Source organism: Paenibacillus salivarius, from assembly GCF_051307165.1.
In the GTDB taxonomy this organism is placed as follows: domain Bacteria; phylum Bacillota; class Bacilli; order Paenibacillales; family Paenibacillaceae; genus Fontibacillus.
This window is the reverse complement of sequence record NZ_CP195592.1, coordinates 2,192,291-2,218,207: the sequence shown is the minus strand read 5'-3', so window position 1 is coordinate 2,218,207 and position 25,917 is coordinate 2,192,291. Positions and strand designations below refer to the sequence as shown.

At 52.2% G+C, this 25,917-nt stretch carries 19 protein-coding genes, 3 tRNA genes and 1 pseudogene; 5 read left to right on the top strand and 18 right to left on the bottom strand.

Annotated elements, in window-relative coordinates:
• Positions 1–25 precede the first annotated feature (25 nt).
• On the top strand, positions 26–970 hold the full coding sequence (manA, locus tag ACSFXJ_RS09860; RefSeq protein WP_435924975.1) for a mannose-6-phosphate isomerase, class I: 945 nt from the start codon (positions 26–28) through the stop codon (positions 968–970).
• Positions 971–1,036: 66 nt separating this feature from the next.
• On the opposite strand, the gene ACSFXJ_RS09855 is transcribed toward manA, so the two are convergent.
• The 5 genes from ACSFXJ_RS09855 to ACSFXJ_RS09835 all read right to left on the bottom strand — a co-directional run bounded on the left by ACSFXJ_RS09855 (position 1,037) and on the right by ACSFXJ_RS09835 (position 6,836).
• Entirely contained in the window at positions 1,037–1,555 is a 519-nt protein-coding gene (locus ACSFXJ_RS09855) for a DinB family protein (RefSeq protein ID WP_435924974.1), read from the bottom strand.
• Between the two features lie 37 nt (positions 1,556–1,592).
• Entirely contained in the window at positions 1,593–1,823 is a 231-nt protein-coding gene (locus ACSFXJ_RS09850; RefSeq protein ID WP_435924973.1) for a DUF3006 domain-containing protein, read from the bottom strand.
• On the bottom strand, positions 1,820–2,734 hold the full coding sequence (locus ACSFXJ_RS09845; RefSeq protein WP_435924972.1) for a ComEC/Rec2 family competence protein: 915 nt from the start codon (positions 2,732–2,734) through the stop codon (positions 1,820–1,822). The genes ACSFXJ_RS09850 and ACSFXJ_RS09845 overlap by 4 nt, the downstream gene beginning before the upstream one ends.
• Before the next feature lie 139 nt (positions 2,735–2,873).
• On the bottom strand, positions 2,874–5,126 hold the full coding sequence (locus ACSFXJ_RS09840) for an Ig-like domain-containing protein (RefSeq protein ID WP_435924971.1): 2,253 nt from the start codon (positions 5,124–5,126) through the stop codon (positions 2,874–2,876).
• 351 nt (positions 5,127–5,477) lie between these two features.
• Positions 5,478–6,836 (bottom strand): IS4 family transposase, encoded by a 1,359-nt coding sequence (locus ACSFXJ_RS09835; protein WP_435922015.1) that lies wholly within the window; start codon positions 6,834–6,836, stop codon positions 5,478–5,480.
• A 147-nt stretch (positions 6,837–6,983) separates the two neighbouring features.
• Between ACSFXJ_RS09835 and ACSFXJ_RS09830 the strand changes: the two genes are divergently transcribed.
• Positions 6,984–7,325 (top strand): hypothetical protein, encoded by a 342-nt coding sequence (locus ACSFXJ_RS09830; RefSeq protein WP_435924970.1) that lies wholly within the window; start codon positions 6,984–6,986, stop codon positions 7,323–7,325.
• Between the two features lie 149 nt (positions 7,326–7,474).
• Here the strand turns inward: ACSFXJ_RS09830 and ACSFXJ_RS09825 are convergent.
• Positions 7,475–7,560: transfer RNA gene (locus tag ACSFXJ_RS09825), tRNA-Leu, on the bottom strand.
• A 239-nt stretch (positions 7,561–7,799) separates the two neighbouring features.
• Here ACSFXJ_RS09825 and ACSFXJ_RS09820 point away from each other — a divergent pair.
• Complete coding sequence (locus ACSFXJ_RS09820) at positions 7,800–8,138, top strand: L,D-transpeptidase (RefSeq protein WP_435924969.1); 339 nt, start codon at positions 7,800–7,802, stop codon at positions 8,136–8,138.
• 83 nt (positions 8,139–8,221) lie between these two features.
• A complete protein-coding gene (locus tag ACSFXJ_RS09815; RefSeq protein WP_435924968.1) occupies positions 8,222–9,067 on the top strand; it encodes a manganese catalase family protein in 846 nt (281 codons plus the stop codon).
• A gap of 186 nt (positions 9,068–9,253) precedes the next feature.
• Here the strand turns inward: ACSFXJ_RS09815 and ACSFXJ_RS09810 are convergent.
• The 8 genes and pseudogenes from ACSFXJ_RS09810 to ACSFXJ_RS09775 all read right to left on the bottom strand — a co-directional run.
• Positions 9,254–10,231 (bottom strand): annotated as a pseudogene (locus ACSFXJ_RS09810) (serine hydrolase domain-containing protein); the annotation flags it as partial.
• Positions 10,232–10,509: 278 nt separating this feature from the next.
• Positions 10,510–10,583, bottom strand: a tRNA-Ile gene (locus ACSFXJ_RS09805).
• Between the two features lie 18 nt (positions 10,584–10,601).
• Positions 10,602–10,675, bottom strand: a tRNA-Met gene (locus tag ACSFXJ_RS09800).
• Positions 10,676–11,011: 336 nt separating this feature from the next.
• Positions 11,012–12,517: an ABC transporter substrate-binding protein gene (locus ACSFXJ_RS09795; protein WP_435924967.1), complete on the bottom strand. Its 1,506-nt coding sequence runs from the start codon at positions 12,515–12,517 to the stop codon at positions 11,012–11,014.
• Positions 12,514–13,410, bottom strand: coding sequence for an ABC transporter ATP-binding protein (locus ACSFXJ_RS09790; RefSeq protein ID WP_435925724.1), 897 nt, complete (start codon positions 13,408–13,410; stop codon positions 12,514–12,516). Before ACSFXJ_RS09790 ends, ACSFXJ_RS09795 begins: the two co-directional genes overlap by 4 nt.
• A gap of 16 nt (positions 13,411–13,426) precedes the next feature.
• On the bottom strand, positions 13,427–16,336 hold the full coding sequence (locus ACSFXJ_RS09785; protein ID WP_435924966.1) for an FtsX-like permease family protein: 2,910 nt from the start codon (positions 16,334–16,336) through the stop codon (positions 13,427–13,429).
• Positions 16,336–17,430 carry an efflux RND transporter periplasmic adaptor subunit gene (locus ACSFXJ_RS09780; RefSeq protein ID WP_435924965.1) on the bottom strand — a complete coding sequence of 365 codons (1,095 nt, stop codon included), beginning with the start codon at positions 17,428–17,430 and terminating at the stop codon, positions 16,336–16,338. The genes ACSFXJ_RS09785 and ACSFXJ_RS09780 overlap by 1 nt, the downstream gene beginning before the upstream one ends.
• Positions 17,393–18,190, bottom strand: a complete 798-nt coding sequence (locus ACSFXJ_RS09775) for an ABC transporter ATP-binding protein (protein ID WP_435924964.1) — start codon at positions 18,188–18,190, stop codon at positions 17,393–17,395. Before ACSFXJ_RS09775 ends, ACSFXJ_RS09780 begins: the two co-directional genes overlap by 38 nt.
• Positions 18,191–18,373: 183 nt before the next feature.
• Between ACSFXJ_RS09775 and ACSFXJ_RS09770 the strand changes: the two genes are divergently transcribed.
• A complete protein-coding gene (locus tag ACSFXJ_RS09770) occupies positions 18,374–20,005 on the top strand; it encodes an S-layer homology domain-containing protein (protein ID WP_435924963.1) in 1,632 nt (543 codons plus the stop codon).
• Positions 20,006–20,079: 74 nt separating this feature from the next.
• Here the strand turns inward: ACSFXJ_RS09770 and pyrE are convergent, their stop codons facing one another.
• The 4 genes from pyrE to carA form a co-directional block, all read right to left on the bottom strand.
• Positions 20,080–20,718: an orotate phosphoribosyltransferase gene (pyrE, locus tag ACSFXJ_RS09765; RefSeq protein WP_435924962.1), complete on the bottom strand. Its 639-nt coding sequence runs from the start codon at positions 20,716–20,718 to the stop codon at positions 20,080–20,082.
• Positions 20,715–21,452: an orotidine-5'-phosphate decarboxylase gene (gene pyrF, locus ACSFXJ_RS09760; RefSeq protein ID WP_435924961.1), complete on the bottom strand. Its 738-nt coding sequence runs from the start codon at positions 21,450–21,452 to the stop codon at positions 20,715–20,717. Before pyrF ends, pyrE begins: the two co-directional genes overlap by 4 nt.
• Positions 21,453–21,532: 80 nt before the next feature.
• The gene (gene carB, locus ACSFXJ_RS09755; protein WP_435924960.1) at positions 21,533–24,745 is read right to left on the bottom strand and encodes a carbamoyl-phosphate synthase large subunit; all 3,213 of its coding nucleotides are present in this window, start codon (positions 24,743–24,745) and stop codon (positions 21,533–21,535) included.
• Position 24,746: 1 nt separating this feature from the next.
• Positions 24,747–25,883, bottom strand: a complete 1,137-nt coding sequence (gene carA / locus ACSFXJ_RS09750) for a glutamine-hydrolyzing carbamoyl-phosphate synthase small subunit (RefSeq protein WP_435924959.1) — start codon at positions 25,881–25,883, stop codon at positions 24,747–24,749.
• Positions 25,884–25,917: the final 34 nt, after the last annotated feature.

Below are 25,917 nucleotides of genomic sequence, written 5' to 3'. Positions count from 1 at the left end.
ATGGCCAAGGAGGAAATTTTTAATCATGAACGAACCGATTTTTTTGGAACCCGTATTTCAGGAACGCATTTGGGGCGGCACCAAACTCCGGCAATTGTTCGGCTACGATATCCCAAGTGACCTCACCGGTGAATGCTGGGCCGTGTCCGCCCATCCGAACGGTCAAAGCACGGTCAAGAACGGCCCATTGAAGGGAACTTCGCTTGGAGAACTTTGGAGCTCGCATCCGGAACTGTTCCGTTCCAATTCGGCTGTTTTTCCGCTGCTGACCAAAATTTTGGATGCCTCCGACGACCTGTCCGTTCAGGTCCATCCGGATGACGTTTACGCAGGGAAAAACGAAAACGGCGAGCTCGGCAAAACGGAGTGCTGGTATATTGTCGACGCCGAGCCTGGAGCCGTGATCATCTACGGACATGAAGCCAATACGAAAGAAGAATTGGTCCGTATGATTCAAGAAGGAAAATGGGACGATCTGTTGACCAAAGTTCCGGTTAAAGCGGGAGATTTCTTCTATGTTCCGAGCGGAACGATTCACGCCCTCGGCAAAGGGATTGTCGTCCTCGAAACCCAGCAAAGTTCGGATACGACTTATCGCGTTTATGATTATGACCGCCGTGACAAAGACGGAAATCTTCGCGACCTGCATTTGGACAAAGCGATCGAAGTAACGACGATCCCTCAGGCATATGAGCCCGTAGCTTATGAGAGCAAGGATGAGGAAGGCCGCACGGTCACTACGTTCGTATCGAATTCCTTTTTTACCGTGGAAAAATGGAATGTGGCGGGCGCGGCCAACGTGCCGGCATCCGCAAAGTATACGATTTGCAGCGTGATTGAAGGCTCCGGCCAGCTTACCGTTCAAGACCGGAACTATCCCCTTGCGAAAGGCGATCACTTCATTCTGCCTGCGGACTTCGGATCGTATCGACTGGAAGGCGAAATGATGCTGATTACTTCGCACGAATAAACGACAAAGACGCCCGGGACTGTCGATCCGACATCCTGGGCGTCTTGCTGTTTTCAACGCGAAATTCTATGAATTCAAATAACGTTCCTTAATGATGTTCAAGTGATGAGTGGCATGGCCCGCAACAATGTAGGCGAGAGCCCGGGCTGATCCCGGATTGCCGCTGAACGTGCCGACGCGCGCCCAGGCTTCGTCATCGAGCTTGCGGACCAGGGACAACGTCGCGATGCGGACCGCCGCAAAGTCCTGCAGCAGCTCATTCACCGTGGATTGATCAAAATTCGCCAGACTCATGAACTCATTTTCGTCAAAGCCGGGAAGCGGGGTCTTATCGCCGCGGGCGATTCGCAGCAAACGATAGCTCATAATCCGTTCCGTATCGGAAACGTGGCCCAGCACCTCTTTCAAACTCCATTTCCCTTCGGCATATTTGTAAGCGCCCTGTTCCTCGGTAATGGCTCCAAGCAGCGCGATAACCTCATCCACTTGTTTCTCCAAATAGGCCAGCACGTCCCCTTCCGGAACCAACTGGATATACGTCTTAAAATGATCGGCGTATTCACCTTCTAGCGGTCTTGTCAGCATCTTGCTCTCTCCCTTTTTATGTAGTCGCAATGCTTATTCATTCATCTTCCCATACATCATCCATCAGTTTTTTGATGGTCTTGCTCCGTGCCTCCGTCTGCTCCGCATCCGGCGTCCACCGGCTTCCATCCCAAACCACGACATCCCCCGGCACGGCAGCCGGATCTACGTCCGACTTAAGCACATCTTTCGTCCTTCCGTCCATCTCCAGGATACAATATTCCCCTTCAAATCCTTCAACGATCGCGGTCCGCTTCAAACGCTTCACCTCTCTGTCGAGATATTCAAATGCTGCCCGTCCGAGTCGATCTCAACCGTGCCGTCCAAATCGTTACGGTACACCTTAACCCCGTTTTTGCTTAGCCGGTCCAGAATGTCCTGCTTCGGATGCCCGTAAGAGTTCTCTCCGACCTGGATAACGGCGTATTGCGGAGCCACCTTCTTCAAAAAAGACGCGCTTGTTGACGATTTCGATCCATGGTGCCCCACCAGCAGCACATCGGCGCGCAAATCGGCGTTCGAGCCGATCATCCCGTTCTCGCTTTCCCGCTCTGCGTCCCCCGTCAGCAAAAAGGAAGTTTCCCCATACGTCACTTTGACTACCGCGCTCATGTTGTTATTGTCGTCATAGGTTCCCACCGGGGCGAGCATGCTAACCTTGACCTCATCGTCCCAATCCAGGTCCAATCCGGCTTTGGCGGTTTTGACTTTCAACCCCCGGTTTTTGATCGAGAGGAGCAGGGATTCAAAGGTTTTCGTATTCGACTGAATCTTTGGCATGTAAATGGCCCCGACCTCATGGTGGTCGATGACGGCGTCCAATCCGCCGATATGATCCGCATCCGGGTGGGTGCCGATGACGATATCGATCCGGTCCACGCCATATTGCCGCAAATAATCCAGCATCTGCTGTTCCCGGTCGTTATTCCCCGCATCGATCAGCATGGTACGCCCCGACGGGCTGATCAGAAGCTGCGAAGCCCCTTGACCGACATCCAGAAAAATCACTCTTAACCGATTTGACGTATCGAGCGAATTCTGCTGAGGTCGTTCGTTGCTCTTCTCCAGGCTGGCGAAGTCTCCGTATTCCAGTGTGCATCCCGATAATAAAGAGCAAACGATAAGAATACAAAAGCCAAGTCTAATTCCTTGAAAATAATTCCGTTTACGTCTGTTCATAGATGATAGGTTCCTTTATATGAATTCTTTTTTTACTATATCATACCGGTTTTTAATCATACAGCGTCGTGAGTCTTAAAAATCAAAAGCGGCCGGCCTTCCTTCGAAGGGCCAGCCGCAATCGCAAACAAAACCTGCGTTATTTTACCGTAACACGGACGGTTACCGTCTTACCGCCATAAACCGCTTTGATCGTCGCGCTGCCTTTGCCCACCGCTTCAATCTTTCCGGCCGTTACTTTCGCAACGGAAGGCTTCGAGCTGGTCCATGTGGCGCTGCCGGTAACAGCCGGTTTGGTGCCATTATCATACTCAGCCGTCAGGACTACCGTCTTCACGTAACCCGGAGCGAGTTTAAGCGTCTTCTCGTCCACCGTAAGCTTCGTCAACTTAGGAACAACGCTGACTTTGACGCTGACGCTTTTGCCTTGGTAGGATCCCGTCAGCGTAGCCGTACCTTCGGCGATCGCCTTCACGGAAGTCGAAGAAACCGTAGCTACATTCGTATTGGAAGATTCCCATCCAACCTTACTGGACAAGCTAATCGTTTTACCATCCTTATAATAACCGGTTACTTTAATGGATTTCGATTTCTTGATATTGAGTTCAACGCTGCCCGGTTCAACGACAATCTTGACGATTTCTTGCTCGATCGTAACCGGGATGCTGATCGTTTTGTTCGAATACGTTCCTTTCAGCGTAGCGGAACCTTTAGACAGCCCTTTGATCACTTTACCGGCGGAGGTCGTTTTGATCACCGCGTTGGAGCCCGTCAAGCTCCATTCGATCTTATCTGACATATCGGCCTCTTCACCGTCTTCCCAAACGACGTTTACTTTCGGAAGCGCGGTTTCTTTGCCGATGATCACGCTAAGCTTTTCTTCTTCCGTAATTAAAGTAAGCACTTTTTCATTAACCGTCAATTTGACCGTAATCGTCGTGCCGCGAACCGATGACGTACCGGCGGTTACTGTGGTGTCCGGAAGCTTGGCCGTCAAAGTGACGGAGCCTTTGGCAACGGCTTTAATCTTGCCGTCTTCGACTTTTGCGATATCGTCATTGCTGGAGGTCCACTCGACCTCATCGCTGAAGTCCAGCTCTTCATCATCCAGCTTGGTTCCGATCACATCCGGTACCTTCAGGGATTCGCCCTTGAACATTTCCAATTCCGTCTTCTCCACTTTCAGGCTGGTCAAGGACGGATACACGGTAACTTTCATGGTTTTGCTGATCCCCAAATGGGTCACTTTGATCGTTGCGATTCCTGCGGTCATCGCGGAGATTTCTCCGCCGGACACTTTAGCCACCAACGGGTTCGAAGACGTCCAGGTAGCCGATGCGGTGACATCGTCCTTTTTCCCTGCTCCGCTTCTCATTTCCGCGGCAACGTTCAGCTTTTCGCCGATAAACAGATTCGGTTCATCGGAAGGATTGAACAAAATGACTTCGTACGGCGTCCGGACATATACGTCCGTCTCCGCCCTAACGCCAAGATACTGGGCGGTTACCGTGACCTTGCCGAGTCCGACCGCCTTAAGCTTACCGTCCTCCGTTACCGTTGCGACGGAAGAGTCGGAAGTGGTCCATGTCACTTTATCCGTAACGTTTTGAGTTACTGTTTTGTCATCTGCGGCGGTGGAAACTGCCTGTAGGGCAACCTCCGGATCGCCGACGACAAGTTCGATATCCTTCGCAGGCAGTGTTTGAGCGTTGCCGTTGCTGTCCGTAACCGTATAGTTCAGGCTCAGCTCCGAATACGGCGAACTTACCGTAGCTTTAAACGTAGCCGTAAGCCCGGAGTATTTAGCGGTAACCGTAGCTGTACCCGCCGAGACAAGTTTGATCTGTCCTTTGTCGATCGTCAGAACGCTTGTGTCCGAGCTCGTCCACACCGCATCCGCGGTAACATCCTTGGTAGCGCCGGTTGTGGAACCTTCGACCGCCGCAATCGCCTTCACGGCCAATTTATCTTCGCTGGCGTCGAGCTTGAACTTGCCCTCATTTTGATATTCCAGCTTCAATTCCTTATAGGAATCGTTCGCTCTTACTTGAATCGAGGAAGTCGCGGCATCGTAATCCGCGCGGATCGTGACCGTCCCCTCTTTCAGTGGCGTAAGGGAACCTCCTTGGGATACGGTAACGATCGTATCGTCGCTGGACGTCCATTTGACGGTGTTCGTCAAATCCCGTTTCACGGTCGAGCCTTCAAATGTACCCCAAACCTTCAGCTGTTTTGTTGACTTGCCTACGGTGAGATCCACCGTCGTTCCCGAACCTTCAATTTCAATGGATACCAGATCCCCGGTAGCCGCAAGTGCGCCGTTTGGAAACACCACGGCAAGCAGCAGCGCCAACGACAGGATCCATCCCGTCATTTTCCTGTTCGCAGTCATTCGTTCCTCTCCTTTGATTGTTCTTTGTTGGAAACCATCCTTTTCCAGGCCTATGCGTATTATATCGGATTTTAGGAGATTATTAGTAAGCTTTTTTCGAAAAATATGACCATCGGCCTATAAAAAAGATCAGCAACAGGAAAGGCTAAAAAAGTCGAAGATTGACTATCTTAAAGAAGGATTAAGGAATATCATGTAGAATCTTACAATAAAGTTATAAAAACGGAGAATGGTAAAGGAGAATTGAGATTTCTATGCTCAACCGTGCTCAAAGGAACTTTAGAACGCAAATGTCAACTATTCAGCGGGAAGAAAGGAAACGGCGTAAAGAAAGATTTTATAGTTACATACTCAACTTTCGCAGCTTAATTTTCCGAACAAAGCCTTGATATAATTGGGCAAACTCGCAATCCATTGCTGGAGTTGACATACAACGGCAGACTGATCCCGTTTGGATTTCGCTTCCGTGAACGCCATGAAAAATGCGATCAGATGCTGCAAAGCCGTTTTGAGATCCAGGTCTCGAACTTCGTCGGAAAACAGGAAAAACAGACCGCCCAACGACCGCGCGTCGTTGTTGTGACGGCGTTCCCATTCCATTACGAGATAACGGGTAAACACGATCGTGGTGTGGCTGATGAGCATATCAAACGAACGACCTTGAAACTCCGTTCCCAGCTTCAGGTACGATTTGGCAAATTTGAAGAACGTCTCAATGCTCCAACGCATGCCGTAGATGCGAACGATTTCAGCCTCTTCCAACGCCAAATCGGTGCTGAGCAGAACCAGCCAATCCCGCCGCCGATGGCGGTTTTGCACAAAGACCAATTTGATCGGCAAACCGCAGGCGGTTTGAACGATGACCGAGCCAAGGATTTCTTTGTTTTTCTGCTTTGGCAACAGGGCATACAGTTCATGGAGCGTCAGGCTTTTTCCGTCGAACCGGTATCGTTGTTTCATCGCCTTGACCATCCCAATGACATGCAGACCTTTCGCCATCAGTTCACGCAACAGAGGCGCTTGGGTAAACCAACTGTCCATCAGGACAAAGTCAGCGCTAAATCCAGCCTGAATCGCTCGATCAAGCAGAGCCGCCACGGCATCCGGTTTGCGTGAAAGCGCCTCGATGCGGCGTTTGTAGCCTTGGGTACGCTTGGACAGACGTTCCTTCATCTCGCAAAAGCGATTCGTCAGCTTGGCCGAGCTGAGCATGACAAAATCGATGGGCGCAAAGCTGAAGCCATCCGACCATCCGAGCGTGAGCATGTTGTAGCCGCGAGCATATCTCCCCGTCGTATGATCGAAGATGCGGGCAAGCAACTCGGCTTTCTTGCTGCGATCCCTGCGAAGAACCGAATCATCAATGATGAACGTCCGAACGCGGGACGAAGAGGTTAAGGAATCAAAATGCTGAACGACCTTCAGACTCAAGGCATGCAAAAATCGTCGCCAGGCAAAGCGTGGATGGTTTAAGAATCGATAGACTACATCTTTGCCAGGCAACGACTGGCGGCGGTCGCTATGCAGAAGACGAAACCAATTGCGCCCTTCAAACACGAGCGTAAAGATCAGCTGAAAGATGGCAAGACTGGACAATCCGAACGACTTGGAAATGCCGGCTTTGCGCAACAGTTGTCCGATTTGCAAAGCGGAAAATAAAGTCGAGATTCGTTCTTGGCCCTTTTCAGACAGGAAGTTGTGTTGTACCATAGAGTTACGCACCTTTCTGTTTGGAATGGTTTGTTTAGCTACTTCCATTTTACCAAACGGAAAGGTGTTTTTCTGTCAAGAACGAGATTTTTCAATAAGAAATCCTAGTCATATCAAGGCTTAACACTAATTTTCAAGGTGCGAAAGTTGAGTTACATAGAAGATAAACACATCACTAGCTACTATGAAGGACCGGAAATTCAAGAACCTATTCGTTTAGGATTCAGAATTATCCGTGGACTATTTTTCCTTGTATTTTTGGCAGAGGTGCTGTTTACTGTTTTATCTGTATCAATCGTAGAGGACATCAAGTTTGAAATTGGAATGTTATACTCTACTGGAATTTCATTTACTCTCTTTATTTTCGGGTTGATGTCACCAAAGTTATTATTCATGAATTCTCGATTGCTTGTTACTGCCATTTTCGGTATGCTGACGTTAATTTTCCTAGCTGTGACGATTTTATTGGCCATCATTTATCAACCTTAGCCAACAAATATAGGTTTCTTATCAAACTTCAACGCAAGGGCTTGATCCAACGTGGTAAATTTATCCATAAACAATCACATAAATTCAAAAAATACGCCTCCTCCGCATGATAACGGTGAGACGTATTTTTTAGTTACCACTTTTGTTAATGCCGAGGACCGGGCTCGAACCGGTACGGTAGTCACCTACCGCAGGATTTTAAGTCCTGTGCGTCTGCCTATTCCGCCACCCCGGCGTAAAAGATGCGAGCTCACCGCCAAATAAAGGCGATAACCCGATGAATTTCGAGCAGAATTTCCATTAAAAATTATCGCACTTTCAAGCGCAATCACAAAAAAATCCTGCGGTGTTGATTATAGCACGACAAGGCGATGCATGGCAAGCATGCAAGTGAACGAGCTATCGGTTTATCTCCCGGATTCAACTTTTCCTTCTGCATATCATATTCTGGGTAACAAAAAAGGAGCGTTCCGAATGCCAAACTATAGCATCATCGTGGATTTATCGGACAGAACACTTTATCTGCTCGACAATAATGTCGTAACCCGCAGTTTTCCTGTCGGCATCGGCAAAATGTTGACCAAAACCCCGACAGGCAATTACACCATTGTGAATAAAGCCCCGAATCCCGGGGGGCCTTTCGGTGTCTACTGGATGGGGTTATCCCGTCCTCATTACGGGATTCACGGCACGAACGACCCTTCTTCCATCGGAAAGGAAGTTTCTCATGGTTGCATCCGAATGCACAACGAAGATGTCACTCAACTGGCTAACCTGGTTCCCATCGGAACGGCAGTGACGATCAGAGAGTAAGAAAATCTCCTGATGATTAGAAAAAAATGCGGCGGGTAATTATTACTCGAACTGAAAGCCATCTATACATCAGGAGGGATTTCATGTTTTTCCACATCAAGCAACTACAGTACCGAGCAAAACCCGACAGACCTGATCCGGCATACGCACGCAAACTCCAAGAAGTCCTCGGCGGGCAATACGGCGAAATGTCCGTCATGATGCAATATCTTTTTCAAGGATTCAACTGTCGGGGTGACCAAAAATACCGCGATATGCTGCTCGATATCGGGACCGAGGAAATCGCGCATGTTGAAATGCTGTGCACGATGATTTCCCAGCTTTTGGACGGCGCGCCTGCCGACATGCAGGAAGAAGCCGCCAAAGACCCGATCATGGGAGCCGTACTTGGCGGGATGAATCCGCAGCACGCGATCGTTGCCGGCCTCGGAGCGACTCCGTCGGACAGCAACGGGTATCCTTGGAGCGGAAGATACATCGTATCCAGCGGCAACCTGCTTGCCGATTTCCGGGCCAATTTGAACGCGGAATCCCAAGGCCTCGTCCAGGTTGTCCGGTTATACGAGCAAACGACGGACCCTGGCGTCCGGGACATGCTGTCTTTCATGATCGCGAGAGACACCTTCCACCAAAACCAGTGGCTTGCCGCGATCGAGGAAATAGAAAAGCTGGACGGACCGATCGCCCCCGCCTCCTTCCCGAGAGAACTGATGGTCGAGGAAGCGACCCGGCAGTTCTACAATTTCTCCCAGGGCGAGGAAAGCAGCGAGGGCCGTTGGGCCAACGGGCCGCTTTATGACGGCACAGGCCATTTTGAATATGTTGCCAACCCGCCGGCCTTCGGAGAAGCTCCGGAGCTGCTGCCTCCGGCCGACCATCAGCACTCCACGCCGGGCACTCCGCCTTACTTGGTGAATAAGGAAAAGTAAATATCCCTTTGAAAAAGAGGCTATCCCCGAATCGTTAAGGGATTGCCTCTTTTTGCTAATGCGAAGATCAGCCGTTATAATTACGGGTCTCGTCGCCCCGGTTTCATATTCGATCCATGCATGATAAATATCTTGCCTTAAATCGATGCCGTTGTCGCTGTTCGTAAGAATGACTACCCCGTCCCCGGTTTCCGGAACGAATCCGTAAAGGGCATGCCAACCCCGATTGTCGCCGGAATGGTACATGAACGTTTTGCCGTCGGATAACTTCCTGGCAAAGAGCCCGAGTCCATTTTCGCCCATCACGGGCTTTTGCATTTCTTCAGCCAGTTTGTTTCCTCGGTCCAGAGAAGCAATAATCAATGCCAACATGTCCGATGCGTTTGTTTTTAGACCGGCCGCCGCTTTTTCCGTAAAAAGATAGTTCGGAATTTCCTGACCGAAATAACCGTATGCTTTCGATAAAGAAGGATCGGCGGCATCTTGCCGGAACGAACTTGCGTTCATCCCGAGCGGCTTCAAGACTTGTTCCTGCATATACGCTTCATAGGATATTCCCGTAACCTCTTCGATCAACAGCTGAAGTATGGTGTATCCAGCGCCGGAATAGTCCGCTTGCGTCCCGGGTTCGCCGGTAATCTTTGTCGGCTCGTTGAACCTTCCTTTTCCGTTTAGAGAATCAACTAAGCTATAAAGCTCCTCATCCGGTTCCGTGCCCACGTATCCTTTATGAGGAGGCAAACCTGCGGTATGGCTCAACAACCTTCTAATCGTTATTTCCTGATGGTCGAAGCCCGATTCGGGGAATTTCCATTCGGTCAGGTATTTTTCAACCGGGTCATCCAATGAAATACGCCCTTCCTCAACCAGGCTCATGATGCCCCACGCCGTTACACTTTTAGAAATTGACCCTGCCCGAAACAACGTATTTTCGCTGAGCGGAATCCCCTTTTTCTTGTCCGCATAACCATAATGAAGAATTTCGCTTATCCGGCCTTCGTGAACCAAACCGATCGCAACACCGGGCACGCCGTATTTCTTTTGTAACGTTGGAACTTGTTCGTCCAGTTCTTGCTTAAATTCCCCGATATCCCGGAACGAAGCATTGGCTGCTTCCGCTTTGACCCGATTAGTCACCGAATCAACGAATAAAACGATAACCATCATGATGCACACCCATCCCGTCCACCGTAACCACACTCTCCGACTCATCAAACGTTCCACTCCTATTTTTTAAGTGTCTACCTTTTCTTGATTCGAGAGTAGCGCATTTTATATGTAGAATTCGTTCGATATACGTTACATTTTCCGGATCTATCTAACAAAAATGTAAGATGAGACTCGTCCTACATTGAATGATTAAGAACTACGAAGTAGTTACTATATACTACAAGGATAAAAAAACCCCCTTGCTTCGCAAGGGGGTGTCGTTTCAGGCGCTATGGGCCCTACAGGACTCGAACCTGTGACCAATCGGTTATGAGCCGACCGCTCTAACCAACTGAGCTAAGGGCCCGGATTCCGGAAAAATAAATTGCGGGGGCAGGATTTGAACCTGCGGCCTTCGGGTTATGAGCCCGACGAGCTACCGGGCTGCTCCACCCCGCGTCATTAAATAGCGCAATTAATAATATACACGAATATGTCTCCATAAGTCAAGAGATTTATGGAATAAATCTCACACCATATTTCCCCCGACGGGAGCGGAAAATTTCAATTGCGCGCATTTCATCGAATCCGTAAATCCATCCGTCATGCTCAAGTCTCCGTGCAAGGCAGCCTGCTTGAAATTTGGTTCTGTACAATTTATTAAAGTATACCCAGCGCATTTCATTTTTACTCCTTTCCTGGCGTTTTGTTCAACCTCTTCGTTACCTATAGATTACCCAAAAAAGGACAAAAAAAGCCGCCGTTTTTTTTACAAACGGCAGCTTCTTCGAAAATCTAATATTTCACTCCGCCCTCTTCGGGAACATACGGAGTACCGTCGCCCTGGAATTGGGTTTTAGGATTCAGCTTGATTTTCTGCAGCATTTCATTGCCCTTATCCGCCCATTCCTTGAGCGCTTCCTCCGGTGTTTTCTTGTTGTCCAGCACCTGTTGGAAATACTGGCGGCCTACGTCCGAAATGCTGTACAATCCCGGTTTCTCCATCATCATTTTATCGTCCTTCGGATTGGTAGGCGGAAGAGGCTTCAACAGATAAAATGCTTGAATGTTATAAGACAATCCTTGTTTTGGCTGAATGTAGGATTTGCGCGACACCATTTCATACGTATTGCTTCGCGATTTCAACTGCGCATATTCCGATCCGTTAATGAACTTGATATACTCCCAAGCCGTTTCAGGATTCGGTGCGTTGGTGTTAATGGAAAACGTGTTGTTAAAATTAACGCTTCCGCCGACATCCGGTTTTTCCGGATGCACCGGTACGGTAACGAGATCCCATTCGACCGGAGTGAAGTTTTTGATCTTGGATGCATTGTTGTTGGCATCCACGATTTCGTTAATATAGTAGTTATCCGCAATGGTCATGGCAACATCGCCCGACAAGAACAGATCGCCGCTGATCGCGGTCCATACTTCATTCTCGCCCAGATTAGCGGAATTGGCGTCAGGGATGATTTTATCTTTTGCCAGCTTGCTGAACGTCTCCCAGGTTTTTACCCATTGCGGGGAATTGTCTACGGTCATCGTCTCCGCTTTCTCGTCGTACATTCTCAGTTGGAGGCTATTAATGTAGGTCTGCATATCCCAATACGGGTCATTGCCTCTATACCGGTTGAAGGAGAATCCGAATACCCGGTCTTTGCCTTCCCCTTTGGAGACCAGACGCGCCTTATTAAAAATATCATCCCAGGTCGATTTGTCCGTTGGCGGCTCGACGCCCGCATCCGCAAAAATTTTCTTGTTATAGATCAGCGCCGAAGAATAGAACGAAGGAGTCAACGCATACAAGCTGCCTTCGCCCAAATCCTTGAGTCCATCGAGAACCGCGGGAACATAATCCGAAGTATCGAATTTATCTTCCTGAATCAGCGGATCCAGCTGTTTCAGCATATTTTCCTGAATCAGCTGCTTCAACGTGCTCGTATCCGCGACGACGACGTCAACCGGATTGCTGCCGGTCATGATTTTCTTCATGCTCTCCAACGTATCCGGCTGAACGTAAGGCTGCGTTCCGTCATTGTACCGGTATTGATTTTGGTCGATACCGGGCACGATTTCGATTTTAATATTTTTGTTCGTAAATTCAAAAAGGTCCGTATACTGCTGGCGGAACCAGGAATCGTCCGCGCTTCCGTACAGCAAACCGATGCGCAGCACCTTTTCCTCGTTCTTTTCCGAAGCTTTGCCTCCGGTACAGCCTGCCAATAGCGACAGTGCCAGAACCGCCGTCAATGAAGCCATTACGGCTTTCCGCAACTTTCCGTGCCCTTTCTTGTTCATGACTTATCCCCCTCCAGTGGTTTCGGCGCCGTGATCACGATTTTCTCGCCGTCAAACTCCATGCTTGCGCGCCCTCCGATTCCAACCGCTTCAAGATACTCTTTCGGTACCTGGAGCCTTCCGACCCGGTCGACGACGACAAACGCTTCATGCACTTCCTGCAAACCTCCGCCGCCGAACCCGGCCTCTCCGGCAGCCGCCAGATCCAGATTCGGATTCCGTTTGACAAATTCCGTACTGGTCAGTCCGTCGCGGATCGCAACGACCCGGTCCACCTTGCCGGCCAGGGCAAGGTCGTGAGTAACGATCACGATCGTAATGCCGAGCTCCCTGTTGACATCCCGGAAAATCTTCATGATCTGATCCGAGGTCGACGTATCGACGGACCCGGTCGGTTCGTCGGCGAGCAGCATTTTCGGACGGTTCGAAAGCGAGATCGCAATCGCCACCCGTTGCTGCTCCCCGCCCGACAGCTGATGCAGCTTGTTGTGCATCCGGTGTTTGAGCCCGACCCATTCCAGCAGTTGTTTGGCGTAAGCCCGATCCAGCTTGCCCGTCAGAAGCATCGGCATTTCCACATTTTCCAGCGCCGTTAAATAAGGCAGCAGGTTGCGCGCGTTATTTTGCCATACGAAGCCGACGGTGTTGCGCTTGTATTCCACAAGCTGGTCGTCGCGGATTTTGAGCAAATCCCAGCCTCCGACATGAACCTGACCGGCAGAAGGCCGGTCGAGGCCGCCGAGAATATTGAGCAGCGTCGATTTCCCGCTGCCGCTGTTGCCGATGATCGCCATCATCTCGCCTTGCTCCACCGTTAAATTCAAGCCTTGGAGCGCGACGACCTCGATGTCTTCCGATTTGAATATTTTTACGAGTCCTTCGCAATGAATCATGCTCGTGTCGCTCATATTACCGTTCCTCCCCCATCTTCACTGCCTGATGGACACGCAGCCGCCGGATTTGCCAGAAGAGCAGGCCGGCTCCCATGATCAGCATCACCAACACGACGACATACAGCTTCATCGTATCCGAGGAGTTGAAAATGATCCGGAAAGGAGGTACCTGGGTCGTCACGTTATCCGCCGTCTGCAAGAACGGCAAGTACAGCTTCCCGGCCACCTTGCCGATGACAATCCCGAGAACGATCGACAGGCCCGCCGTTAAAATCTGTTCCGTCAACAGCATAAACGTCAGCTGTTTGCGGGATAATCCCATCGCCCGCAAAATGCCGAACTGCACGACTCTGCCGGAAAGATTAAAGAACCAATACAGCACGTATCCGATAAGGGATACGACTACCGAGACCATAAATCCTAAACTCAGAATCCCGAATACGCCTCCCCGGGTCGGATGCTTGCTTTGGGCGGCCAGCTCGCTGCGGACATCCTTGACCGAATACAGGTCGACCCCTTGCTCGCTCAGCTTCGTCATCAGCGGACCCACCTTGGCGTCCGGCTTCATCTTCAGCCAAACATCATAAGGAATCAGCGGCGATTGATCATAAATATAGTCCAGATTCGCGATGATAAACGGTTTTTCATCCGGATATTGGCTAGGCCAGTACGGGATGATGCCGTAAACCGCGAATTCGAGAGTAGCTTCTCCAAGAGACACCGTAAACACGTCGCCCGGCTTGAGCTGGTACTTCTCCGCGAGATTGGACGGCACGAGGGCCGCGCTTTCGTTCATCCCGAGCAGGTTCAAATACTGATACGGATGCGCGGGAAACAAATCGTTGCGGAACCAGGCGACCTTGGCGAAATCGACGTTGTCGATCCCCATCACGTTGCCTTGGCCGGCCGAACGGCCGGAAATGATGATGTTGCCCTTGGTCTGGAGAACGCGGGCGGCGTGTTCAACGCCGTCCAGCTTGCGGAACACCTCAAACGGAGGCTCCGAGTAAATGAGCTTCGTCGGCTGCTGTCCTTGACCGCCGCCTTGGCCGCCGCCGGGACCTCCTCCCTGTCCTCCGCCGCCTCCGCCTTGACCTCCGCCCGCGCCGCCGCCGGATCCGCCCTGCCCTTGACCGCCTTGCGGAGTTTTGGACATTTCCGGCGTGGATTCCCAGACGGTCTGCATGATGACGTCGGCACCGTATTTATAAAGCGTACGTTCCGTCGAATTCAGATCGATTGTCCGCGCGGCCGAGGCGTTGTAGATACCAAGCCCAAGCGTCAACACGAGCAAAATCATCAGCGGATAATAAGACGTAGCCGAGCGCGAAAGCTGCGTCAAGCTTAAATAGTACGGCACCGGCAGCCACTTCTTGCCGAGCCATCCGATCAGCTTCAAAATCCATGGGAATACCCGCAGGAAGAACAAGCCGATCGAGAAAATCGCGATGGCCGGCACGAAGAACAGAAACGGCTGCACTTGCAGCTCATCCGTCGTCATCCCGGTCTGAAACGTAAGCACCTGGCGTTCATAGAACAAATAGTAGCCGTAGCCCGCGGCAGCCATCAGCACGATATCGATGAACCATTTTTGCCAGCCCGGACGCTGATCGGACCTGGCCTGCTTTCGTTTGGCGTTGACGATCGAAGCTCTGGCATAAGAGATCGCCGGAAGCACCGTCGCCAAAATCGCAATGATGACGGCCGCCGCTCCGAGCAGCAGCGCATCGGTATTAAAACCTACCGGAATCGACTTCCGGTTGACAAAGGCGAGGAACCCGTCGGCGGAGCCGATACTCTTGGACATAAACCATCCGAGCAGCGGTCCGGCCACCATCGCAACGATCCCCAGCAACAATCCTTCCAGCAAATAAATGAATATGATTTGTTTGGTCGAAGCCCCCCGGCTCCGCAGCACGGCAATATCGCTCTGCTGTTTATCCAGGGACTGGCGCGCATTCATCACGATAAAATAAAAAACCATGGCAATCATCGGTGCGGCCAGCGTAAACAGCAGCGTCTGCATTTGCAGGCTTTGCCTGCGGAAATCGTCGAGCAAGCTGCCGAATGAAATATCGACCTTGGTCTCCTTGAGCTTCTGGTACAACTCGACATTGAGCCGATCCAGCGTGCTTGACAGGGATGTCAGCTGCCCCGTCTTGATTTCCCGCAGATCAAACGCGTAATACCAGCTGGAATTGTGCAGCGGGATGTTCAACTGCTTGAGCAAACCGTCGTTAAACGCCGATTCGCTGACGTAAAACGTGTTCATCATGCCTTCGAGTCCCTGATACCAATACGGATCGGTGGCGTCCACCGGCTGGAACACGCCGACGATCTTCACCTTGAGAGTGACGTCCGCACCGCTATATACGGGATATTCCATAACATCCCCGATGTGCAGGTCCTGACGGTACATCGCTTCTTCAAGCATTACCGCTTCTACGGCCGTCCCGCCCCCGGCGCTATCGGAAAACAACTGTCCGCCGGTGACCGAGACCCGATCTTTGAGCCCGCTCATCGTGGAGATGCCCATCGTTCTCGTCCGGCTGGCATCCACCTTTGTCGGATCCTCGGGATAGACCTCGGTTCCCCGGATGGAACGGGTGTTGACGTAAGTTTGAAACGGAAAGCCGATTTCTTTCGGCACGTCTTCGACGATATATTTATTGACCGACTCGAGTCCGGACAATTCCGTCTTGGTTCCGCCCGGAGCCTGGTAGCTCATCACGAGGGAGCCTGCGGGGAGACCTTCGCTCTCCGCCAATAAAGTGCTGGATACGACCCGTTTTAACGACCCGTCCGAATACATCGGAATACTGACGGTAAAAGATACCGCAACGATCAGACCTAGCAGCGTACTTAAGGTCAGCCATTTCGTATTCCACATTTTGCGGAACAATAATCGCAATAAAGGAACACCCATTAGCGACCCACTACTTTCTGCCCCGGCGTGAGTCCTTTAAGGATTTCCACGTCCGTCGATGTTTGCAATCCGACCTCGACATCAACCTCCCGCTTGGAGCCGTCCGCTTCCGCAACTTGGACGTAAGTCCGCGATCCGATGGAGCGCAGCGCGGAGATCGGAATCAGCACCGCGTTTTCCTTGCGCTGGGTTACGATGGACACGCTGAGCTGGCGTCCGCGTTCCGCTTCCTTCGGCCATTCATCGAGCTCAACGATCAAGTATTTGTCGATCGAATCTTTCTCCGGAGGAACGCCTGCGCCGCCCCCTCCGCCGTTTTCCGAGGAATCCGTGGCCGTCGGCATGACTTTGACCTTGCCTTTAAATACCCCAAGGGCATTGATATCCACTTCGGCCGCCATGCCGACGGAGATTTTCTCAAGTTCCTCCTTGGCAAAAGATGCGGCTACGACCAGGGAAGAAGTATCCGAAATGATGCCGAGCGATTCGTAAGCCTTTACCGTGGCGCCCTTCTGTGCGTTCATGGACACGATCGTCCCGGAGAACGGGGCCTTGAGCGTACCGTCGGCGATCTTTTGCTCGAGATCCACCAACTCCTGGCGTTGCTCCTCGAACACGATCTGCGCTTTCTCGAAGTCGATATCGCTCATTTCATCCTTTGTCCGCAGCGTTTCCTTCATCGTCAATTCCTGCTGGCGGAAATCAAGCCGCTTCTTTCGCAGATCCTTCTGTAAATCCTTCACATCTAAAACGACCAGCACGTCGCCTTTGGACACTTTGTCGCCGGCCTTCACTTTCACTTCCTGAACATGAAGCCCCTCTTCCGTAAAATAAAGCGGCTCCTCGCGTTGACTCATCAGCTTGCCCACGGCGTTGACCTTGAGCTCAATCGGCTCCGATCGAACCTCGTATTCCGGTTTCTTCGAAATCGTAGGCGGGGTGATGACCGGAAGAACCTCTTCCTCATTCTCGTTAGGAAGCAGGCTGCAGCCTGCCGACACGACAAGGGCGAAACAAACGGTCGTGAGACCGAGGATCCGGCCGAGCCCCCTTTTTTTAGTTGATAAATTTTCCATCCACCATTTCGTAAACATGGTCTGCTACCTCCAAGATTGTAGGATCGTGAGTAGTCATACAAATCGTCATTTGCTCCGTATGTATGATGTTTTTGAATACGGCCATCACCTGGGCCCCCATTTGGGAGTCAAGGTTTGCCGTCGGTTCGTCCGCGAGCAACAATTTCGGACGGTGCGCAATCGCCTTGGCGATCGCCACGCGCTGCTGTTCGCCCCCCGACAGTTCGAAAGGACGGTGGAACATTCGTTTGCCTAGCCCGACCAGTTCAAGGCAATGGCTTACCCTTCCCTTCCACTCCTGGGGCGGAACGCCGGCCATCCGGAGCGACAATTCGACATTTTCCCAGGCGGATAACAAGGGAAGCAAGGCATATGCCTGAAAAATAAAGCCGATTTGATTGCGCCGAAGCAGCGTTCTTTTGTCATCGTTTAGCTCGTGCATCTGCTGACCCCTGAACAAAATTTCTCCCGAAGAAGGCTGGTCAAGGCCGCCAAGCATGTTGAGCAGCGTCGTTTTTCCCGAGCCGGATCTCCCTTTGAGCATGACCAGTTGACCTGTCTGCACTTCCATGTTGATGCCCTTGAGGACATGAATTTCGCCGCCGCCCACCGGAAAAGAACGATGCACGTCCCGTACGGTCAAAACAGGACCCGCTTCTTCTTTTTCCAAGGGCTCTTCAGTTATCGTTAGAATTTCGGAAGCCTGAACCTCCTCCGCTGCCGCGGTTTCGGCTGGCGCTTCCTTCTCCGGCTTAACCGGTTTGCGAAGCCAACGCATCTTGTATCGATCTCCTATGTATGATTTTAGTCACTCTTCCAAATTGGTGCGTCCTTGCCTGCATTATAAACGATATATCATTCCAAAAAGTTACAAGGATTTTTACGATATTGATAATTTATTTCCATATTTTTAACACTGAACGAGTCTAGCAATTTTGATAGTATAATGAAAGATTCCTTTGTGTCTGGAAAAGAGGCGGTTCCGATCAGAAAATTGAAAGGCGCGATTATTGCGCTAAGCTTACTTACTTCATCCTTCATTCAACCGCAGACGCCCGCATCCGGCATGGAGCAGCCGTTCCGCGATATCGGGAATAGCTATGCGAGAGAAGCGATCATTCGTCTATATGATAAAAATATTTTAAAAGGAACGTCGGAACATCTATTTTCTCCAACCCGGCCGATTACCCGCGCAGAGTTCCTCGTCACGATGAACCGCATTTTGGGCTTGGAAGCGGTGGATTCTCCCATTCCGGCATACTGGGACGTCAGGAAGGGCACTTGGTACTACCCCGACATCCAAGCCGCAACCGAGCTGGGTTTGACGGAAGGCAAAGGGGCGGGTAAATTTGAACCGTCTCAGCCCGTGACGCGGCAGGAAGCCGCAGTGATGATCGTCCGTATTTTGAATGAGGACCGGGGCACGTCGGCTACCGTCGGTCAATACGAGGACGAAGCCTTGATTTCTACTTGGGCCCGGTCTTCCGTTGGCATCATTTCACGGCTCGGTTTAATGGAGGGAAGCGCGGGGCGGTTCAATCCGACCCAACCGTTGACGCGACAGGAAATCGCAATGATCCTGGAACGTCTCCTGCAAAATAAAACGTGGTCGGGAAAACTATCGGCCAAGCCGGACCCGGGCATCCAGATCGGCTGGCAATACGGGCAAACGGATGAACAATACAAGCAATCGATCCTGAACTCCGAAGTCAATGTGATCTCGCCGAGATGGTTCTTTCTGGAAGAGAACGGCGGACTCACCGATGAGAGCAATTCCTCGCTTGCCGCATGGGCCAAAAAGAACGGGAAACAGGTATGGGCGATGTTCGGCAACCGATTGAACATGGAGAATACGCATACCCTGCTTTCGTCCAAAGAAAAAACCTCTGCCGTGATCGCGAAAATCAAAAATCAAGCGCTGAAGCTGGGCCTGAAGGGGATCAATCTGGATTTTGAAAATGTGGCTCCCGGAGATAAAGCCGCACTCACTTCATTCGTAGAATCGCTTGCCGGCCAACTGCATGCAAACGGCATGGTGCTTTCCGTCGACGTTTCGCCGGATCTCGGAACGGATTGGACCGAGGCGTTCGATTACGCTGCATTGGGCAAAAGCGCGGATTATATGGTTCTGATGGGGTATGACGAACACTGGTCGGGCGGCGCCTCCGGCTCCGTCGCTTCGCTTCCCTGGGTGCAAAGAGGCCTGGATACCTTGCTGAAAAAAGTCCCGGCTTCCAAAGTGATCTTAGCCTTGCCTTTATATACCCGGGATTGGACAGTGAACGAAAGCGGGGCAACGGTGAATACCGAGGAGTTGAGGCTTCCCGAGCAAAACGGCCGGATCAAGGCGTCGGGGCTCAGACCGGCCTGGAACTCCGCGCTGGGACAATATACGATGGAGTACCGCTCTTCCGGCGCCAAGCATCGGATTTGGCTGGAGGAAACACGCTCGCTTACGAAAAAATACATGATGGCATTGGACCGGAATATCGCGGGGATCGCTTTTTGGCATATCGGCGGAGAATCGCCGGAAATCTGGCCTGCGCTGCGGAATGCGGAAAAATACGAAGCGATCAAAAGTCGTCAAAACTAACTCTGTGGGAAAACTATAAAAAAAGGAACTGTCGCGTCCCAATTCAGCAAGGACGATGACAGTTCCTTTTTCGATTAATTTCCGAACGAAGCCGGATCCTCTCGCCACGACTTCAGCAGCGCCAAGTCCTCCGGTTGAATCACGCCGCGCTCGATAGCCACGTCGATCAGGGCCGTGTAATTGGACAGGGTTTGCAGAGGAATACCGGCGGCTTCAAATCCTTGAACCGCCTTGTCCAATTGATAGCTGAAAATGGCCAGCACGGCAAGCACTTCGGCACCCGCCTCGCGAACAGCCTCCGCGGCCTTGATCGAGCTTCCGCCGGTGGAGATCAGGTCTTCGATCACGATCACTTTTTGCCCCGGCTTGACCAGCCCTTCGATCTGGTTTTCCTTGCCGTGTCCCTTCGCCTTGTCGCGGATGTAAGCCATGGGAAGTCCTAGCTTTTGGGATACAAACGCCGCATGCGGGATGCCCGCGGTTGCCGTTCCGGCGATAACCTCCGCCCCGGGATAGGATTCGCGAATCACCGCCGCAAAAGATTCGGCGATTAAATCGCGGATCTCCGGGTATGACATCGTCAACCGGTTGTCGCAATAGATCGGTGATTTAATGCCCGATGTCCACGTAAAAGGCTGGTGCGGACGCAGCGCGACGGCACCGATATCCAGCAAACTCCCCGCCACATCACTTGCTATTTTATGAGTACTCATGCTCCCATCATCTCCTCAATGATTTGTTCCGCGGCTTCGCGCGGGCTGGCGGCTCCGGTAATCGGACGGCCGACCACAATATAATCCGTTCCTTGTCCGACGGCTTCGCCCGGCGTCAGTGTCCGGGACTGGTCGCCCGCGGCGCTTCCCGACGGACGGATCCCCGGGGTTACGGTAATGAACGATGTCCCCAACCGCCCTTTGATGGCTTGTACTTCCAAAGGAGAAGCCACCACGCCGTCAAGGCCCGCTTCCTTGGTCAAAGCCGCATAAGACAACACCGCCTGCTCGACGCTGCCCGGTATGCCGATCTCCCGGTTTAGCGTCTCCTGGTCGGTACTGGTAAGCTGAGTCACCCCGATCAAGAGTGGCTTCCGCAAGGAAGCGTCGTTTGCCATCGCCTCCAGGACGCCTTCTTTGGCAGCGGCCATCATTTTGACGCCGCCCGCCGCATGGACGTTGAACATATCGACTCCAAGCCGGGTAATGCTGTTCGCGCCTCCTTTTACCGTATTCGGGATGTCATGCATTTTCAGATCCAGGAAAACGGAATATCCCTTTGCTTTTAATTCCTTCACAAAATCCGGCCCTGCGGTGTAAAAAAGCTGCATCCCGACCTTCATGTAACACGGAATTCCTTCAAGCTCGCGAATCAGGCCTTTCGCCTGCTCCGCGGAAGGATAGTCCAGCGCAACCATCAGTTTTCCGGCTGCCTGCTCGTATGAAATCGCCATAGGTTCTCCTCCAATCATACTTGCGGCCCCGATGCTTGAGTTGCAAGTCGGAGCCGCTTCGTTAATTATTCAATTGCTGTTTAGAAACTCGGCATCGCCTGGGAGGAGAAGTTAATCGTCTCCAGCATGTTCAGCAAAGCGCGAACCGTATCGAGCGAAGTCATACATACGATTCCGTTTTCCACCGCTTCGCGGCGGATCCGGAAGCCGTCGCGCTCCGGTTCTTTTCCTTTGGTGAGCGTATTGATCACAAAGTGGGCCTCACCGTTGCGGATAAGATCCAGAATGTTCGGTTCTCCCTCCGTCAGCTTGTGTACGGTGGTTACATGGATGCCGGCTTCGATCAGCGCGGAAGCCGTACCTTCCGTAGCGATAATTTTATATCCGAGGTTGGAGAAGCCGCGGAGCAGCTCTACCGCTTCCTCTTTGTCTTTGTCCGCTACCGTGGCGATGATGGCGCCGGTGGACGGAATTTTCATTCCCGCCCCGATCAGGCCTTTATACAACGCCTTGGCATACTGCGGGTCGCGTCCCATGACTTCCCCGGTCGATTTCATCTCCGGTCCGAGCGTAGGTTCCACGCGGCGAAGTTTCGCGAAGGAGAATACCGGGACTTTGACCGATACCTGCTCGCTTTCCGGCCACAAGCCGGTTTCGTAACCCAAATCCTTCAGCTTCGTACCGAGAATACATTTCGTGGCCACGTTGGCCATCGGGATATTCGTCACTTTGCTCAAGAAAGGAACCGTCCGCGAAGAGCGAGGATTTACCTCGATCACGTACACTTCATTCTCGTAGATGACGAACTGAATGTTCACCAATCCGACCGTCTTCAATTCCTTCGCGATTTTGATCGTGATATCGGCGATTTTGGTTTTCAATTCATTTGTAAGATATTGAGGCGGATACACGGCGATCGAGTCGCCGGAGTGGACCCCTGCGCGTTCGACATGCTCCATGATCCCCGGAATCAGCACGGTTTCTCCGTCGCAAATCGCGTCGACCTCAACCTCTTTACCCAGCATATACCGGTCGATGAGCACCGGATGCTGCGGATTGATGTTCACCGCTTCTTCCATATATCTCAGCAACTCCGCATCGGAGTAGACGATTTCCATCGCCCGGCCGCCGAGGACATAAGACGGACGCACCAATACCGGATAGCCGAGCGATTGGGCCGTGCCGACGGCTTCGTCCACGGATGTGACCGTGCTGCCTTTCGGCTGTGCAATATGAAGTCTCGAAAGGAGCGCTTCGAACTTTTTCCGGTCCTCCGCTTCGTCGATGCTTTCGAGCGAAGTGCCAAGGATTTTCACGCCGGCCGCCTTCAAAGGCGCCGCGAGATTGATTGCCGTTTGGCCGCCGAACTGGACGATCACGCCGACCGGCTGCTCCTGTTCGATGACGTTCATGACGTCCTCGAAGAAGAGCGGCTCGAAATAGAGCCGGTCCGAGGTGTTAAAGTCCGTCGAGACCGTTTCCGGGTTGTTATTGATAATAACAGCCTCGTACCCTGCCTTCTGAATGGCCCATACCGCATGTACGGTAGAGTAGTCGAACTCGATCCCTTGGCCGATCCGGATCGGCCCGGAGCCCAGAACGAGAATTTTCTCCTTGTCGGTATGGACGACTTCATTCTCGGTTTCGTACGTGGAGTAGTAGTAAGGCGTCGATGCCTCGAACTCCGCGGCGCAGGTGTCGACCATTTTATAGACCGGACGCAAGCCTCTTTCCTTCCGGAACAGCGTTACGCTTTCTTCGGTCAGATGCGTGCTCTTCGGCTGCCCCGACGCGCGCAATTCGGCGATCGCCCGGTCGGTGAAACCGCGGCGCTTCGCTTCATACAGCGTTTCGTAAGTCAGTTCGGATTCCGAAGCGATTTTGCGTTCGAATTGAACGAGTCCTTCGATTTTATCCAGGAACCACCAGTCGATTTGCGTCAAATCCTGAATTTGCTGCAAGGTGTAGCCGCGGCGGAATGCTTCCGCCACCAGGAACAGGCGTTCATCGTCGGCTTTGACAAGTCGTTGGTTCAATGTATCGTTCTCCAGCTTTTCAGCGCCTTTCAGATAGAGGCGGTGCGTTCCGATCTCCAGCGAACGAACCGCTTTATGGATCGACTCCTCGAACGTCCGTCCGATCGCCATGACTTCCCCGGTCGCTTTCATTTGCGTGCCCAGCTTGCGGTTGGCGCTCACGAATTTGTCGAAAGGCCAGCGCGGGATTTTGCTGACGATGTAATCCAGCGTCGGTTCGAAGCAAGCGTAAGTTTGGCCGGTTACCGGGTTAACGATTTCATCCAGCGTATAGCCGAGCGCGATTTTTGCCGCCATTTTGGCGATCGGATACCCGGTCGCTTTGGAGGCCAGCGCCGAAGAGCGGCTGACCCGCGGGTTTACTTCGATTACATAGTACTGGAAGCTTTGCGGATCCAGCGCGAACTGCACGTTGCAGCCGCCTTCGATGTTCAGCGCGCGGATGATCTTAAGGGATGCGGAACGCAGCATTTGGTATTCCCGGTCCGACAGCGTCTGGCTCGGCGCCACGACGATGCTGTCCCCGGTATGTACGCCGACCGGATCAAAGTTTTCCATGTTGCAGACCACGATGCAGTTGTCGTTCGCGTCACGCATGACTTCGTATTCGACTTCTTTCATGCCCGCGATCGACTTCTCGATCAGGCACTGGCCGATCGGGCTGTAGCGGATCCCCGAAGCGACCGTTTCTTTCAGTTCTTCCACATTCGCGCAGATGCCGCCGCCTGTACCGCCCAGCGTGTACGCCGGACGCACGATCACCGGGTAGCCGATCTCCTCGGCGAAGTTAAGCGCCTCGTCGACCGTTGTAATGATCATACTCTCGGGAACCGGCTGTTCCAGCTCGCGCATCAGCTCGCGGAACAAGTCGCGGTCCTCGGCTTTTTCGATCGAGGAGAGCTGGGTACCCAGCAGCTTCACGTTTTCGCGCTCCAGCACGCCGGCGCGGGCAAGCTCGACCGCCATGTTGAGGCCGGTCTGGCCGCCGAGCGTCGGCAAGAGTCCGTCCGGGCGCTCCTGGCGGATGATTTGCGTCACGAATTCCAGCGTAATCGGCTCGATATATACTTTATCCGCCATATTGGTATCGGTCATGATCGTGGCCGGGTTGCTGTTGATCAGCACCACTTCCACGCCTTCTTCTTTCAGCGCTTGGCAGGCCTGGGTGCCGGCGTAATCGAATTCCGCCGCCTGCCCGATCACGATCGGACCGGATCCGATGACGAGTATTTTCTTCAGTTCTTTGTTGATAGGCATGTTACAGTACTCCTTTCGCTGCGGCCATCAGTTCGGCTTGACGAGGCTTTTGCGGATTTTCCCGCTTATGCGTTCTGATCATCTCGATGAAGCGGTCGAACAAGTAGCTGTTATCATAAGGTCCCGGCGCCGCTTCCGGGTGATATTGCACCGAGAAAGCAGGGTATTTCGTATGCTTGACGCCCTCGACCGTTTTGTCGTTGTTGTTGATATGCGTTACGACCAGGTCCGTACCGGCAAGCGAAGCTTCGTTTACGGTATAACCATGGTTTTGGGAAGTGATGTAGCAGCGTCCGGTTTCCAGATCCTTCACCGGATGGTTGCCGCCGCGGTGACCGAATTTCAGCTTTTCCGTATCGGCTCCGCAGGCCAGCGAAAGCAGCTGATGCCCAAGGCAGATGCCGAAGATCGGATATTCTCCGAGCAGCTCCGAAATCATTTTAACCGCGTAAGGAACGTCTTTCGGATCCCCAGGTCCGTTGGAGAGTTGAATCCCGTCCGGATGGAGCCGGCGGATTTCGTCGGCCGTCGTGTCATGAGGCACGATAACGACGTCGCAGTCCCGCTTGTTCAGTTCGCGGAGAATCCCGCTCTTCGCACCGAAATCCACAAGCACGATCCGTTCCTTGGACCCCGGGCTGCTATAGACGTTTGGCGTCGATGTCCGGGCAACCTGGTTGCGCAGCTCGTCGATGCTCGTCGTCGCCATCATTTCCGTCAGTTCGACGACCGACTTGGCGGATGTCGTCAAAATGCCTTTCATCGTCCCGTGCTGGCGGATAATCCGGGTCAGCATACGGGTATCGATCCCGGTAATGCCCGGGATTCCGTACTCCTTAAGCAGGTCGCCCAGGCTGTACTGCGCCCGCCAGTTGCTTGGCGTAGGCTCATAACGGCGGACGACGAATCCGTGGATCGAAGGAGCGATCGACTCGAAGTCGTCCCTCGAAATTCCGTAGTTTCCGATCAGCGGATAAGTCATGGTAACGATTTGTCCACAGTAAGAAGGATCAGACAATACTTCCTGATATCCCGTAATTCCCGTATTAAAAACGACCTCGCCGGTTTTTTCGACTTCCGCGCCGAACGATGTTCCGGTAAACAGCGTGCCGTCTTCCAATAACAATCTTGCCTGCATCCTGCAGCACTCCTTTACATTATGTCTATTTAAA

Excerpts from the sequence above, each read along its gene's own strand:
- manA (WP_435924975.1), top strand. The coding sequence starts at position 26 with ATGAACGAACCGATTTTTTTGGAACCCGTATTTCAGGAACGCATTTGG.
- ACSFXJ_RS09855 (WP_435924974.1), bottom strand. The coding sequence starts at position 1,555 with ATGCTGACAAGACCGCTAGAAGGTGAATACGCCGATCATTTTAAGACG.
- ACSFXJ_RS09845 (WP_435924972.1), bottom strand. The coding sequence starts at position 2,734 with ATGAACAGACGTAAACGGAATTATTTTCAAGGAATTAGACTTGGCTTT.
- ACSFXJ_RS09840 (WP_435924971.1), bottom strand. The coding sequence starts at position 5,126 with ATGACTGCGAACAGGAAAATGACGGGATGGATCCTGTCGTTGGCGCTG.
- ACSFXJ_RS09835 (WP_435922015.1), bottom strand. The coding sequence starts at position 6,836 with ATGGTACAACACAACTTCCTGTCTGAAAAGGGCCAAGAACGAATCTCG.
- ACSFXJ_RS09820 (WP_435924969.1), top strand. The coding sequence starts at position 7,800 with ATGCCAAACTATAGCATCATCGTGGATTTATCGGACAGAACACTTTAT.
- ACSFXJ_RS09815 (WP_435924968.1), top strand. The coding sequence starts at position 8,222 with ATGTTTTTCCACATCAAGCAACTACAGTACCGAGCAAAACCCGACAGA.
- ACSFXJ_RS09795 (WP_435924967.1), bottom strand. The coding sequence starts at position 12,517 with ATGAACAAGAAAGGGCACGGAAAGTTGCGGAAAGCCGTAATGGCTTCA.
- ACSFXJ_RS09790 (WP_435925724.1), bottom strand. The coding sequence starts at position 13,410 with ATGATTCATTGCGAAGGACTCGTAAAAATATTCAAATCGGAAGACATC.
- ACSFXJ_RS09785 (WP_435924966.1), bottom strand. The coding sequence starts at position 16,336 with ATGGGTGTTCCTTTATTGCGATTATTGTTCCGCAAAATGTGGAATACG.
- ACSFXJ_RS09780 (WP_435924965.1), bottom strand. The coding sequence starts at position 17,430 with ATGTTTACGAAATGGTGGATGGAAAATTTATCAACTAAAAAAAGGGGG.
- ACSFXJ_RS09775 (WP_435924964.1), bottom strand. The coding sequence starts at position 18,190 with ATGCGTTGGCTTCGCAAACCGGTTAAGCCGGAGAAGGAAGCGCCAGCC.
- pyrE (WP_435924962.1), bottom strand. The coding sequence starts at position 20,718 with ATGAGTACTCATAAAATAGCAAGTGATGTGGCGGGGAGTTTGCTGGAT.
- pyrF (WP_435924961.1), bottom strand. The coding sequence starts at position 21,452 with ATGGCGATTTCATACGAGCAGGCAGCCGGAAAACTGATGGTTGCGCTG.
- carB (WP_435924960.1), bottom strand. The coding sequence starts at position 24,745 with ATGCCTATCAACAAAGAACTGAAGAAAATACTCGTCATCGGATCCGGT.
- carA (WP_435924959.1), bottom strand. The coding sequence starts at position 25,883 with ATGCAGGCAAGATTGTTATTGGAAGACGGCACGCTGTTTACCGGAACA.